Source organism: Pseudomonas sp. TNT2022 ID642 (assembly GCF_028656995.1).
In the GTDB taxonomy this organism is placed as follows: domain Bacteria; phylum Pseudomonadota; class Gammaproteobacteria; order Pseudomonadales; family Pseudomonadaceae; genus Aquipseudomonas.
Map to the genome: position 1 here is coordinate 157268 of NZ_JAMDGW010000006.1, position 13550 is coordinate 170817.

The window sequence follows — 13550 nt, forward strand, 5'->3', positions numbered from 1 at the left end:
TGCCGAAGGCTGCGATCTCTTGATCTTCAGGTCCCACGCGGTTTCGCCCGTGCGGTCGCCTCGGCCACCAACGGATCATCCGGCCAATAATGCTTCGGATAGCGCCCCTTCAAATCCTTCTTCACCTCGGCATAAGTGCTGCGCCAGAAGTTCGCCAGATCCTGCGTCACCTGCACCGGGCGCCGCGCTGGCGATAGCAAGTGCAGCTTGACCACTTGCCGGCCGCCGGCAATTCGCGGTGTATCCGCCAGCCCGAACAACTCCTGCAAGCGCACCGCGAGAATCGGTGGAAACTCGCTGTAGTCCAGACGAATCGACGACCCCGACGGCACGCTCAAATGATGCGGCGCCAACTCATCGAGCTTTTGCGGCAATGGCCACGGCAGCAGGTTACGCACGATGCTCGACAGATCGAGATTGGCAAAATGGCTGAGCCGCGAAACCTTGCCCAGATACGGCATCAGCCAGTCTTCGAGGGTGTTCAGCAACGTTGCATCGCTGACATCCGGCCATTGACTGTCGTCCTGATTGTGCAATTCCAACTGACGCAACAGCGCCACCCGCGCCTGCCACTGACGCAGCTCCGGCGTCCACGGCAGCAACTCCAGACCCTTGCGCCGCACCAGATTGACCAGCGCCTGACTGCGCGCATTTTCATCGAGACCGGTCAACGGCTCACGGTTGAGGATCAGCTCGCCGACCTTGCGCTGACGCTCGGCGCGCAGCACGCCTTCGCGCTCGTCCCAATCCAGTTGATCGACGTTGCGCACCTGTTCGGCCAGCACCGAATCAAACAGCGCAGGGTCGAAATCCGCCGCCAGATAAATCCGTTCTTCGCGCTGGCCCTGACGGCTGCCGAGATCGGCGATGACGATCCACGGTTCTTTCATCAGGCTGTCAGCTTCGGCGAACAGCGCCGCACGACCGTTGGCCAGCCGATATTCGGCACCGCCAGGACGCCGCTGTTGCGCGACGCGATCCGGATACGCCAGCGCCAGCAACGCACCGAGCCAGCGCGGATGATCGGGATCGCTGACCGGCTCACTCGCTTTGCCGCGCAGGTAACCGCGATATTGCCGCGCCAGTTGCTTAGCGCGCTGCACCCCGCCCTGCGCACCACGGGCGGCACGTTCCTCGCCGGACAGCAGCACCAGCCGACTGTGCAGATCGGCCCCGGCGCCACGCAAAATATCGCGCTCGCCGAGCAACGCGGCGACATCGCACGCCATGTTCGCCAGACCCAACGCCTGCCCCCGCAGCAGCAAATGGCCGATGCGCGGATGCGCCGGCAATTCAGCCATGGCCTGACCGTGCGTGGTCAGAGACTCGCCTTCCAGCGCGCCAAGCCTTTGCAACAAATCTTGCGCCTGGGCATAGGCTGCCGCCGGCGGAACATCGAGCCAGACCAGTTCGCCCGGCGTGACACCCCAGCGTCCCAGTTGCAGGGCGAGGCTGGCGAGATCCGCCGAAAGAATTTCCGCACTGCCATAAGCGGCGAGTTGTTCGTGCTGATCCTGCGACCACAAGCGATAACAAACGCCCGGCTCGAGTCGCCCTGCCCGGCCCGCACGCTGGGTGGCGCTGGCCTTGGAAATCCGCTGAGTGTCGAGCCGTGTCATGCCGCTGCCCGGATCGAAACGCGGCACCCGCGCCAGCCCGGCATCGATCACCACGCGCACGCCGTTGATGGTCAAACTGGTCTCGGCGATGTTGGTCGCCAACACCACCTTGCGCTGACCGGCCGGCGCCGGATCGATCGCCGCACGTTGTGCGTTGAGGTCGAGTTCACCGTGCAACGGGCACAGCAAAACGTCGCTGCGCTCACCAAGGGCGTCGACCAATTGTTGATGCACGCGACGAATTTCAGCCTGACCCGGCAGGAACACCAACAGGCTGCCGGTTTCATCGTGCAGCGCTTCAAGCACGGTTTGCGTGACGCGTTGATCAATGTATTCGCCGGGCTGAAACGGCCGCCCCCAGCGCATCGTCACCGGATACATGCGGCCTTCGCTACGCAGGATCGGCGCATCATCCAGCAACCCGGCCAGACGTTCACCTTCGAGCGTGGCCGACATCAGCAAAATCTTCAGCGGCTGTTCAGCGCGGAACAGCTCGCGACCGTTCAGACTTAACGCCAGCGCCAGATCGGCGTCGAGGCTGCGTTCGTGAAATTCGTCAAAGATCAGCAGACCCACGCCTTCCAGCGCCGGGTCATCCTGCAAGCGGCGGGTGAGAATGCCTTCAGTGACCACTTCAATGCGCGTATTGGGGCCGACCTTGGTGTCGAGACGAATGCGGTAACCAACGGTTTCACCGACCTTCTCGCCCAGCTCGCTGGCCAGACGTTCCGCCGCCGCACGCGCGGCGAGACGGCGCGGTTCAAGCATCAGAATGGTCTGCCCGGCCAGCCACGCTTCATTGAGCAAGGCCAACGGCACGCGGGTGGTTTTACCGGCGCCGGGCGGTGCTTCGAGCACGGCTTCGTGGCGAGTCGCCAAGGCTTCACGCAGGGCGGGTAAAACTTCATCGATTGGCAAAGAAATCATGCTGGCTCCCCAGGGCGTGCCCACAGTAAATTGCGAGTCGCGTTAGAGCTGTGAGCGTGCCAGGCAAGGCGCGGGACGCAGGTAAGGGTCGTTTCCTTGCCAAGTCCCGCAACGCAGCATGGCGCGCTCACAGCTTTAGCCCGGAGGGCCGAACCCCGATAGGATTCGTTGGCCTTCACGCGGTGTCGATCTGGAGAAAACAACTTCAATCCTCAACGTATTTCGGTAGGGGTGAGACGAGGCCGCAATTTACTGTGGGCATGCCCTGCCATGGCCGAGTATAACGGCGAACTGGCGGGCGTTCGTCGGGGTCTTAACTTCACACGACGACGCTTCGTTATCAGATGACTCAGGAGATTTTCCCATGCGCTTACCTTTTCGCCTGATCGGCGGTGTACTGGTCGCCACCCTGCTCACGCAAATCACCGCGTGCGGTTCGATTTTCTACCCGGACCGGCGCGGTCAGATCGACGGCAAGATCGACCCGGCGATTGCCGTGCTCGACGCCGTGGGCCTGCTGTTCTACGTCATTCCCGGCCTGATCGCGTTTGCCGTCGACTTTGCCACCGGCGCGATCTATTTCGAACCGGGCCACACCGCGCAGATCGACCCGGCCAAACTCAAGCAAGCCATCGGCCCGGACGGTCAGGTCGATAATCACAAGCTGCAGGCTATTCTCGAAAGCGAGTTGGGCCGAGATTTCCCACTGGATGATCCGCGCCTGATTCAACACAAGGGCAGCACTCAACAATTGGCGATGTTCGGCCTGCAACCCGCCGCTTAAAAAGGACGTTCAATGACATCCAGCCCCGAACACGCTCGCCTGCTGCGGCTGGCGACCCGCGCCTCGGTGGCGGTCGCGTGCACACTGATCATCGCCAAAGCCATCGCCTGGTGGCTGAGCGGTTCGGTGAGCATGCTCGCCGGCCTCACCGACTCGGCGCTGGATGGCGTCACTTCGCTGCTCAATCTGCTGGCGGTGCATTACGCGCTGCGCCCGGCCGATGACGATCACCGTTATGGTCACGGCAAGGCGGAATCGCTGGCGGGCATGGCGCAGGCGCTGTTCATTGGCGGCAGTGCGGTGTTGATCGCGTTTCAGGCCTACGAACGCATCCAGCACCCGGAACCGCTTGGCGCGCCGTGGATCAGCATTGGCGTGATCATTTTCTCATTGCTGCTGACCGTGGCCTTGCTGATGCTGCAGCATCGAGTGATCAAGCAGACCGGCTCCAACGCCGTGCGTGCCGACTCACTGCATTACCGATCCGATCTGTTACTCAACGGCAGTATTCTGGTGGCGCTGATGTTGGCCGGGTTCGGCTGGCATCAACTGGATGCCTGGTTCGGACTGGGAATTGCCGCCTACATTCTGTGGAGTGCCATCCAGATTGCCCGGGAAAGTTTTTCGGTGTTGATGGATGAGGAGCTGCCGGCGGATGTCAGTCAGCACATGCTCGAACTGGCCTGCAGTGTGCCGGGGGTGTTGGGCGCACATGACTTGCGCACGCGAATCTCAGGCAACCACTGGTTTGTGCAGTTGCACCTGGAGTTGCCGGGGGAACTGACCCTGTCAGTGGCGCACGGCATCAGCGATCAAGCGGCCGATGCCATTCACAAGGCCTACCCGCGAGCCGAAGTGCTGGTGCACGCCGACCCGCAGGAAGTGGTCAAGTCAGAACGGGCGCAAACCCGGCTTCAGTAACTGACCTGATAACCGCGACTGCTCAGGCAATTGCCCTGCGCCTGACGGTAGGCCTGAACCACTTCGGGCGCCGGTTGATACGTCGCGGTGCGCGGATCGAAACCGCTTTGCTGCACGGCGTACTGATAGCACTGGTAACCGTCCTGCTGCACCTGCTCGGGCGACTGGCCGTTGGCCGGATACGCTTCGACGTCATAGCCTTGGGATTGCGGCTGCGGCTGTTGCTGTGCCGGCGGCTCGACCACGATGTAATCCTGCGTCGCTTCCTGATAGGCATAGTAGGAACCGGCGGCGAGGAACAACAGCGAACCACCGATCCACACTTCTCGGGCGTAATCCGGCAGATACTGGATGCGGATCCCGCGCGGCGGTTGCACGACGATGTAGCGCGGGCCTTGCGGGCGATACCAGTAACCGCCGGAATAGAAGTAATCCTGACCGCGATACGGCACGCGGTAATCGCGATCCGGGAAGCGGTCGATCACGTGCCCCGGGCGATATTGCGGGCCTGGCCCCCAACCGTTGCCGTGACCGTCCGGACGGCCCGGCCAGCGATTGTCGTTAGGTCGGTTGTTGGTCTGCCATTGCTGGTTGTGGTAACCGTTCTGCGGACGCTCATCGCGGTAGTAACCCTGACGCGGCTCTTGAGTCTGGCGCACGGCGTCGGGCCGTGGCTGGATCGGCAGGCTGTTGGCCGGCAACTGCGGCGGCGGTGGCGGCTGGCGCACCGGGTTGGGGTTATACGCTGGACGGTTCTGGTCGTGGTTTTGCCACTGACCATTGTTATTGTGCTGCTGACCGTTGTTATTGTGCTGCTGACCGTTGTGCTCGAACTGGCGGCTGTTGTCGCCACGAATGATCTCGTTGTTCTGCGCACGCGGCTGATTCTGTTGCGGCTGATTCTGCGATGGATTGTTCTGCGGACGCGGCTGATTGTTGCCGCCATGGCCCTGATTATTGCCCTGATGGTCCTGGCCATGGCCACCACCCTCCGGCCCGCGATTCTGCGGTTCATCGGCAAGCGCTTGCGCACTGACACTCACACACAGCAAACCAACACCGGCCAGACGCCAAATGCGCGACTTCATGCTTTTTCTCACTGCGGGGCCTGTAAATGTAAGAGGGCTTGTCACTAAGACCGGCAATACACACACCGGGTTCTGCAACAGGTTATCAGTCGCACAACTTATTTATTGAGCCCGTGGGCATGAAATCGCAGGCAAGAAAAAAGGGAGACCCGTCGGCCTCCCTTTAGAGAACTTCGTCCTGGCTCGACGCTTTTGACGTCGGCTCACCTCACGCCGTCTTCTGGACAGTGTGCAGCTCGGGGGCCGGCACAACCCCGGTGGGGGTGGCGGCCGCGGCAGGCCGGATAGGGCGGGCCGCGTGGACTGTGTTACCGAGCAGTGATTCTGGTGATAAGAATAGGCCTGAGACGGCGGCAGAGGATTGCGAAGATTGCTGAAATAAACACCACTTGCGCAATTTTTAACCCTGGATAGATAATCCGCCGCAATAGTTACAACCAAGGACAGATTGATGAGCAAACTCGACCGTTACGACCTGAGCATTTTGGCGGAATTGCAGCGCGACGCCCGCATCTCCAACCAGGAATTGGCCGAGCGCATCGGTCTGTCGCCCTCCCCTTGCTCGCGCCGGGTCAAGCAACTGGAAGACGACGGGTATATTTCGCGTCAGGTGGCATTGCTCGATCGCAAAATGCTTGGGTTGAGCCTGACGGCTTATGTGCTGATCGGCATGGACCGGCATACACCGGAGCGTTTCGAGAACTTCGAGGCAGCGATTCGCACGTTGCCGCAGGTGTTGGAGTGCAGTCTGGTGACAGGCGTGGATGCGGATTACCAGTTGAAGGTGGTGGTGCCGGATATGGATCACTATCAGAAGCTGTTGCTGGGGCATTTGACGCGGATTGAAGGGGTGACGAGTGTGCGGTCGAGTTTTGTGCTGAATCAGGTGCTCAACAGCACTGAACTGCCGCTGACTCATTTGCGTAGCTGATCAAAGGCCCCCTCACCCCAGCCCTCTCCCCCAGGAGAGGGAGCCGACCGAGGTGTCTGCTGTCATACATCGACCTGAAAGATTGAGTCGATTATGGATTCACAACAGAACGTTCAGGTCGGCGTATTTTGCGAGCATCCCCCGGTCAGTCCCCTCTCCCTCCGGGCGGTCCGACGTTTCGGGAGGGTTAGGGTGAGGGCAACAGTTCCGGATCAGACCCAGATCAATGTCACCCCACACACCTTGGCGTATACTCGCCGCGCCCTTTTAGCCGCGTGCGCGCCGGAGATGCCCAATGGATCCAGCCTTATTAGAAGAGTGGATGATGACCGGTCTGGTCAGTATCCTGATCATTTTCATGGGTTTCATCGTCTGGGATCTGGCGAAGAAGTCCAAGGCCGGGCGCTTTGGCTCGTTCATTCTGTTCTTCGTGCTGGGCTTGGGCGTGGCCGCGTTCATCATCAAGAGTGTGGTGATCGGCCTGATCGAATCCGGCGCTTTATAAGCGCGCCGGCACTTCCTTCCACTGGCCCTGATCAAGCCCTTCAATCGTCCAGTCGCCAATCTTCACCCGCACCAGCCGCAATGTCGGCAGCCCGACCGCCGCGGTCATGCGCCGCACCTGACGGTTGCGCCCTTCGCGAATCACCAGCTCCAGCCATGACGTCGGTATGGTCGCGCGAAAGCGCACCGGCGGATTGCGCGGCCACAACTCAGGCTCATCCAGTTGTCGCGCTTCGGCGGGCAAGGTCATGCCGTCATTCAGCTCCACGCCGTCACGCAAACGCTGCAGCTGTTCGGCCGTCGGCACGCCCTCGACCTGCACCCAATAGGTCTTCGCCAGTTTGTGTTTCGGATCGGCGATGCGCGCCTGCAACTGCCCGTCGTTGGTCAGCAGCAACAAGCCTTCGCTGTCACGATCAAGGCGTCCGGCCGGATAGATGCCGGGCACATCGATGAAGTCCTTGAGCGTCGCCCGCCCTTCGCCGTCGCTGAACTGCGTCAGCACATCGAACGGTTTATTGAACAGGATCAGTTTCGGCTCGGCCGGGGGTGCCTTGGCAACACGGCGCGGGGAAGAAGACTGAGGCTTCGCGCCAGGACGGCGGGAAGGTGGACGCGGGGGACGGGACATGGCGAAAAGAACATCTAACGGTCAGGGCTGCCAATGCTAGTAGCCTGACCGTTAAATGACCATCAACAAATCAGCGGAACGGCGGTTCGTCGAAGCTGCGCAGTTTTCGCGAGTGCAGCGAGTTGAGTTCGGTGCGCAGCAGGTCCACCGCTTCGATGCCGATCTTCAAGTGCTGACTGACCGCGCGCTCATAGAAGGCGTTGGCCGAACCCGGCAGCTTGATTTCGCTGTGCAGCGGTTTGTCCGAAACGCAGAGCAACGTGCCGTACGGCACCCGCAAGCGATAACCCTGCGCGGCAATCGTGCCGCTTTCCATGTCCACCGCGACCGCGCGGGACAGGTTGATCAACGGCCGCTCCTGCGCCCAGCGCAATTCCCAGTTACGGTCGTCGTAAGTCAGTACGGTGCCGGTGCGCAGGCGTTTTTTCAGATCATCACCCTTCTCGCCGGTGACATTCGCCGCTGCTTGTTGCAGCGCCATTTGCACTTCGGCCAGTGCCGGGATCGGAATATTCGGCGGCACCACTCGGTCGAGAATGCCGTCGCGACGCATATAAGCGTGGGCCAGCACATAGTCGCCGATGGTCTGCGACTGACGCAGGCCGCCGCAGTGACCGATCATCAGCCAGCAATGCGGACGCAGCACGGCCAGGTGGTCGGTGATGTTCTTGGCGTTGGACGGGCCGACGCCAATGTTGACCAGCGTCACGCCGTGGCCATCGCTGGCGATCAGGTGATAGGCCGGCATCTGGTAACGGTGCCAGACCACACCGGCGGCAATCGCCGAGGCTTCTCCGTGATCCATGCCCTTCTCGATGATCACGTTGCCCGGCAACACCATGCGCACGAAACGCGGGTCACTGCGCAATTGCTCCAGACCATGGACGATGAACTGGTCGACGTAGCGGTGATAGTTGGTCAGCAGAATCCACGGCTGCACATGGCGCCAGTCGCTGCCGGTGTAGTGCACCAGACGGCGCAGGGAGAAATCCACGCGCGCGGCGTCGAACAAGGCCAGCGGCAGCGGATCGGTGTTTTCCCAGTCGTAGAGACCGTCGGCGATGCCATCGGTGGCGGCGGACAGGTCGGTACTCGGGAACACCCGCGCCAGCACGGCAGCGGTGACGCCGGAACCGGCCAGTTCATCGCCCTGCTCGACCACGTACGGATACGGAATGTTCTGCTGGCTGACGCCGACTTCCACGGTCACGGTGAAGTCGTGCATCAACGGCACAAGCTGCTCGAGCAGGTATTTGCGGAACGCCGCCGGGTGGGTGACGGTGACGCTATAAGTGCCCGGCAATTGCACCTTGGCGTAAGCGCGGGTGGTCTGCGGGACTTCGCCCTGGCAGTGATAGGTCAGACGCAGTTCGGGATAACGAAACAGAGCACGCTGCGCAGCGTCGGGTTCGACGCGATCCTTGAGGTAACGCTTGAGCGCCGAATTCAGCGCAGTGGTGGCCCGCTCATGCAGCTCGGCCAGACGGTCCACGGCTTGTTCGGCGGTTTGAACGACAATAAACGCTTCGGTCACGATCAGCTTCCTGTGTTCTGACTTGCAGAGCTTCATCTTGCCTGCATCGTGGCGTCACGGGAACAGTGGCGTTGTGGGTGTACCCAAATCTTTCAGACAAAGCGAACCCCTGTGGGAGCTGGCTTGCCAGCGATGAGGCCAGCACATGCAACATCAGTGTTGACTGACAGGCCGCCATCGCTGGCAAGCCAGCTCCCACAGGGTTTTGTAGTGTTGGGGAGATTGCGGTCAGAAACCTTGCGGGGTTGAGCGGGCGACGAGGGACTCGATGTCGAGGCCGCGCGGCAAGGCGCCGTACACGCGGCCACCACCGCTCAGGCGGCTGGCAATAAAGGCATCGCTGACAGCTGAGTTCCCGGCCTCCAACAGGAGCTTGGCCTGCAAACCGAGCGCGATGTCTTCGGTCAGTTGCCGTGCCCGGTACTGAATATCACTGGTGTCCTTGAACTGCGCCTGCAACTGCTGAATATGCGCGGCCAGACGCCTGTCACCATGACCATCACCGAGTTCGCTGAACAACACGTCCAGCACACCCGGCTCTTTCGACAACGCGCGCAGCACGTCCAGGCACTGCACATTCCCCGAGCCTTCCCATGTCGAGTTCACCGGTGCCTCGCGATACAGACGCGGCAGGATGCTGTCCTCGACATACCCCGCGCCGCCCATGCATTCCGCTGCTTCGTTGATCATCCCCGGCGCGCGTTTGCAGATCCAGTACTTGCCCACCGCCGTCACCAGCCGCGCAAATTGCGCTTCGTGGCGATCATCCAGATGATCCAGCGCCTTGCCCATGCGCAAGCTAAGAGCCAGCGCGGCTTCGCTTTCCAGGGCCAGATCGGCCAGCACGTTCTGCATCAATGGCTGTTCGCTTAGCAGTTTGCCGCCGACCTTGCGGTGCGCGCAGTGGTGGCTGGCCTGGGTCAGCGCCTGACGCATCAGCGAGCTGGAACCGACCATGCAATCAAAACGGGTCATCGCGACCATCTCGATGATGGTTGGCACGCCGCGCCCTTCTTCACCAACCATCCACGCCAGCGCGCCACGGAACTCCACTTCACTGGAAGCGTTGGACTGGTTGCCGAGTTTGTTTTTCAGGCGCTGGATGTAGAACTGATTGCGCGTGTCGTCCGGACGATGGCGTGGCAGCAGGAAACAGCTCAAGCCCTTGTCGGTTTGCGCCAGCGTCAGGAAGGCATCGCACATCGGCGCCGAGCAAAACCACTTGTGCCCGACCAGTTCATAGGCCTGACCCGGGCCGCTGGCGCCGACCGGATAGGCCTTGGTGGTGTTGGCGCGCACGTCGGTGCCGCCCTGTTTCTCGGTCATGGCCATGCCGATGGTCACGCCGGCCTTGTGCGCCACGCCGACGTTGCGCGGATCGTATTCGGTGGCGAGGACTTTCGGCAGCCATTGCTCAGCGATGTTCGGCTGCAAGCGCAGGGCCGGCACGCTGGCAAAGGTCATGGTCAACGGGCAACCGCTGCCGGCCTCGGCTTGGCTGTGCAAATAAGTCATCGAGGCGCGGGCGACGTGGGCGCCATCCTGTGGGTGCGCCCATGGCAATGAGGTCAAACCATGCTCGATCGCCGTGCGCATCAGCTCGTGATAAGCCGGGTGAAATTCCACCAGATCAAGGCGATGGCCATAGCGGTCATGGCTGGCGAACGTTGGTTTGTTCTGATTGGCAAGAAAGCCGGCTTCCATCAACGGACCACCGGCGAGCGCGCCGTAGGCATCGATCCGCGACTCCGCCCACCCGGCGCCGAACCTGCGCGACCACTCCTGCAACGGCAGGTCGATGCGGTACAGATTGGTGCCGTCCAGCGACGGTGGCTGGTTGGTGACTTCGTGGGTTTCGGCGAACTGATGCAGGTTCATGACGGGCTCCTTGAATCAACCGGAGCGGTCAGTTAAGCACCGCCCCCAGACTGATCAAAGTGTCATACGCGCCGAATTGGCGGCGCTTTTACCCTATCAACAGCACAGCACCCGACGCTCCAGTGCGGATTGCAGTTCCTCGAATTTCACCGGTTTGTTCAGGTAATCGACCGGGGCTCCCGTGGCGCAAAGCTCTCGGTCCGCGGTCAGTGCGAGCATGAACACCGGCAGGTTGGCGCAGCCCGGCATGGCGTGAATCTGGCAGCACAAGGACGCGCCTTCAGGGGCGGGCATCTGACAATCGATCAGCACCGCATCGAAGGTTTCCCGCTGCAGGCAGTCCAGTGCCGCTGCGCCATTGTCAGCGGTGCGCACGCGAAAACCGAGCTTGAGCAACATGCCGCGCATCACCAATTGGTTGACGCTGTTATCGTCCACCAGCAACACCGTGCAATCCTGCGGTGCGCGAACACAATCGTGCGAAGGCGCGGCTATTGGCGCAGATTCAACCACCGGCAATTCGAACTCGACGTCCAACTGGAAGCGGCTGCCGCTCCCAGGTTCCGAGCGATGGGTAAGCTTGCCGCCGAGCAGCTCAACCAACTGTCGGCAGATCGCCAGGCCGACGCCCAGTCCGCCGTATTCACGGGTCATCGAACCGTCGAGCTGGAAGAAGCGCTGATACATCGTCGCCTCGCCCAGGTCGGTAAAACCGATGCCGGTGTCGATCACCGCAAACGACAACGCAAGACGATTGCCCGTCGACGGTTTGCCAGTCACCCGCAATGCCAGCCCACCGACACGGGTGAACTTGATCGCATTATCCAGCAGGCATTCCAGGCATTGCGCGAGTTTCGCGCTGTCACCGTGCAAGCGATCCGGCAGGGTCGGCAGGACATCGACCTTGAAGTCCAGCGACTTGCTCGACGCATTCCCGTCGAATTGCACACGCAACGCTTCGACCACCGCGCGCAGGCTGAAACTGCCCGGCGCAGCCTTGAGCTTGCCGGCCTGCAATTCGGTAAGGGTGAGGATGCCGTTGACCATGCGCATCATGTCCCGCGCGGACCCGGCAGCGGTTTGCTGATATTGCTCCAGCTCCGGATCCATTTCGACGGTTTGCATCAGTTCCAGCGAACCGATCACACCGTTCATCGGCGTGCGCAGTTCGTGGGTCAAGGTCGCCAAAAACTCATCTTTGAGCTTGTTGCTGTGGGCCAGTTGCTGGTTGAGCACTTCGAGCTTCTGACCGGCGTCGTACAGCGTCTGCGCCTGTTGCTCGCGCATCGCGTTGATACGATCGGCCAGTGCCAGCGACAGCAGCGCCACTTCGATGGCCGAACCGATCTGGCTGGCGTACATGGTCAGGAACACGTTCGGCAGCAGGCCGAGCACCATCAGCGTGTTGACGATGCCGCCGAGCAGAAACGCCGACCAGGCAATGATGAAATAGCGCGCCACGCGCAAGCCGCGCCACCAGGCCAGAATCCCGGCGGCAAAAATCACCACCGTGAAGGTCAGCGCCAGCGTCGTTGCCAGGCGCAGGGCCAGGGCGTAACTGGTCATCAGCGACAGGCCGATGACTAACGCACTGAACGCGATCAATCCGATCAGCACACGATCAAGCCCACGACTGTGGTTTTTGGTTTGCAGGAAACTGCGAGCGAACTGGCTGCCAAACAGGCCGGCGCAACCGATGAAGAATGGCGTGGCGGCGTTGGCCCACCACGGATTGTCCGGCCAGAAATACTCCACCGCCGCGCCGTTCACCGACAGCTGATAAAGGCCGAACGAGGCGATATAGAAGATGTAATAGAGGTAACTGGTGTCGCGCACGCTGAGGTAGATGAACAGGTTGTAGACCACCATCCCCAGCAACACGCCATAAATGATGCCGAGCACATAAAGGCGCACTGGCTGGTCTTCGAGGTACGCGGTACTCGACCATAACGTCACCGGCGCCTGGATCGAGCCTTCGCTGGCCAGGCGCAAGTACACGGTTTGCTGTTGCCCAGGCTCGAATGCAAGGTCGAACAAATAGTTGTTCTGGCGGATCTCGCGGCTGGCGAACGGCCAGGCATCACCGGTTTGCCGGACGAGACGGTAGTCGCCAGCAGCATCGGGCATGTACAGATCGAGATGATCGAGCGGTGGATACGCCAGTTCCAGCAGCCAGGTGCGCTGGGCGGCGGGATTGCTCGGACGATAATGCAGGTCGATCTTCAGCCAGAACGCCGAACGCGAATAGCCGGCATTGAGCGTGGCTTTATCGTGAGGTTTGAAATTGCCGGCGGCAGCCTGCGCGCGAACATCGGCAATGCTCGCCTGACCACTCGGGTCTTCGAACACTTGCAGCGACCGGCCCAGAGGGAGGCTCTGGGTGAACTCGTCGAATTCGACGGCGCTCGCCATGAAGGGCAAGCAGAACAGCAACATCAGCAAATAGCGCATTGAAGCCCCAGCGTGGCTCGTCCGGTTGTGTCAGGAAGCCCCCCATTCCCTTTGAGTAGACGTAAAACCGGTATTACCTGTTATTGGTTTGGATCCAGACTAGCATAGCCGTTGATGGCCATTGAGCACCATCGAAATATTTCCTACAAAGGCTCTAGAACGGGCGTTTCAGAGCAAAGCACCGAGCTAGAGCTGTTGGGTTGGTCAGGTTGTGACAGTACGGTCGGATTCATCTGCCAGGTTATCGGCCACGCACAACGGCACTGAACCCGAAAATCAGCT

10 protein-coding genes are annotated in these 13550 nt (G+C 61.1%); 4 read left to right on the plus strand and 6 right to left on the minus strand.

All coding sequences use genetic code 11. The features are described from left to right. Positions 1–26 precede the first annotated feature (26 nt). Positions 27–2546 (minus strand): ATP-dependent helicase HrpB, encoded by a 2520-nt coding sequence (hrpB, locus tag M5G26_RS05475; RefSeq protein ID WP_273914638.1) that lies wholly within the window; start codon positions 2544–2546, stop codon positions 27–29. A 364-nt stretch (positions 2547–2910) separates the two neighbouring features. Between hrpB and M5G26_RS05480 the strand changes: the two genes are divergently transcribed. Further along, positions 2911–3330, plus strand: a complete 420-nt coding sequence (locus tag M5G26_RS05480) for a hypothetical protein (protein WP_007909665.1) — start codon at positions 2911–2913, stop codon at positions 3328–3330. Positions 3331–3342: 12 nt separating this feature from the next. Further along, the gene (locus M5G26_RS05485) at positions 3343–4251 is read left to right on the plus strand and encodes a cation diffusion facilitator family transporter (RefSeq protein ID WP_150694682.1); all 909 of its coding nucleotides are present in this window, start codon (positions 3343–3345) and stop codon (positions 4249–4251) included. Here the strand turns inward: M5G26_RS05485 and M5G26_RS05490 are convergent. Next, positions 4245–5339, minus strand: a complete 1095-nt coding sequence (locus M5G26_RS05490) for a DUF6515 family protein (RefSeq protein WP_273914639.1) — start codon at positions 5337–5339, stop codon at positions 4245–4247. The two genes, M5G26_RS05485 and M5G26_RS05490, sit on opposite strands and share 7 nt — an antisense overlap. A 451-nt stretch (positions 5340–5790) precedes the next feature. On the opposite strand from M5G26_RS05490, the gene M5G26_RS05495 reads away from it, so the two are divergent. Then, complete coding sequence (locus tag M5G26_RS05495; protein ID WP_007909658.1) at positions 5791–6270, plus strand: Lrp/AsnC family transcriptional regulator; 480 nt, start codon at positions 5791–5793, stop codon at positions 6268–6270. A 295-nt stretch (positions 6271–6565) separates the two neighbouring features. Then, positions 6566–6775, plus strand: coding sequence for a DUF2788 domain-containing protein (locus M5G26_RS05500; RefSeq protein WP_007909655.1), 210 nt, complete (start codon positions 6566–6568; stop codon positions 6773–6775). Here the strand turns inward: M5G26_RS05500 and M5G26_RS05505 are convergent. The 4 genes from M5G26_RS05505 to M5G26_RS05520 form a co-directional block, all read right to left on the minus strand. Continuing rightward, a complete protein-coding gene (locus M5G26_RS05505) occupies positions 6770–7405 on the minus strand; it encodes a pseudouridine synthase (RefSeq protein ID WP_150694684.1) in 636 nt (211 codons plus the stop codon). The genes M5G26_RS05500 and M5G26_RS05505 overlap by 6 nt on opposite strands. 70 nt (positions 7406–7475) lie before the next feature. Continuing rightward, complete coding sequence (gene amn / locus M5G26_RS05510; protein ID WP_161986511.1) at positions 7476–8975, minus strand: AMP nucleosidase; 1500 nt, start codon at positions 8973–8975, stop codon at positions 7476–7478. Positions 8976–9167: 192 nt separating this feature from the next. Beyond that, positions 9168–10817 (minus strand): acyl-CoA dehydrogenase family protein, encoded by a 1650-nt coding sequence (locus M5G26_RS05515; RefSeq protein WP_273914640.1) that lies wholly within the window; start codon positions 10815–10817, stop codon positions 9168–9170. A gap of 96 nt (positions 10818–10913) precedes the next feature. Further along, positions 10914–13268 (minus strand): hybrid sensor histidine kinase/response regulator, encoded by a 2355-nt coding sequence (locus tag M5G26_RS05520; RefSeq protein ID WP_273914641.1) that lies wholly within the window; start codon positions 13266–13268, stop codon positions 10914–10916. Positions 13269–13550 lie beyond the last annotated feature (282 nt).

Coding starts and splice junctions, on each gene's coding strand:
- hrpB (WP_273914638.1), bottom strand. CDS start 2,546: ATGATTTCTTTGCCAATCGATGAAGTTTTACCCGCCCTGCGTGAAGCC.
- M5G26_RS05520 (WP_273914641.1), bottom strand. CDS start 13,268: ATGCGCTATTTGCTGATGTTGCTGTTCTGCTTGCCCTTCATGGCGAGC.
- M5G26_RS05485 (WP_150694682.1), top strand. CDS start 3,343: ATGACATCCAGCCCCGAACACGCTCGCCTGCTGCGGCTGGCGACCCGC.
- amn (WP_161986511.1), bottom strand. CDS start 8,975: ATGAAGCTCTGCAAGTCAGAACACAGGAAGCTGATCGTGACCGAAGCG.
- M5G26_RS05480 (WP_007909665.1), top strand. CDS start 2,911: ATGCGCTTACCTTTTCGCCTGATCGGCGGTGTACTGGTCGCCACCCTG.
- M5G26_RS05505 (WP_150694684.1), bottom strand. CDS start 7,405: ATGTCCCGTCCCCCGCGTCCACCTTCCCGCCGTCCTGGCGCGAAGCCT.
- M5G26_RS05500 (WP_007909655.1), top strand. CDS start 6,566: ATGGATCCAGCCTTATTAGAAGAGTGGATGATGACCGGTCTGGTCAGT.
- M5G26_RS05490 (WP_273914639.1), bottom strand. CDS start 5,339: ATGAAGTCGCGCATTTGGCGTCTGGCCGGTGTTGGTTTGCTGTGTGTG.
- M5G26_RS05495 (WP_007909658.1), top strand. CDS start 5,791: ATGAGCAAACTCGACCGTTACGACCTGAGCATTTTGGCGGAATTGCAG.
- M5G26_RS05515 (WP_273914640.1), bottom strand. CDS start 10,817: ATGAACCTGCATCAGTTCGCCGAAACCCACGAAGTCACCAACCAGCCA.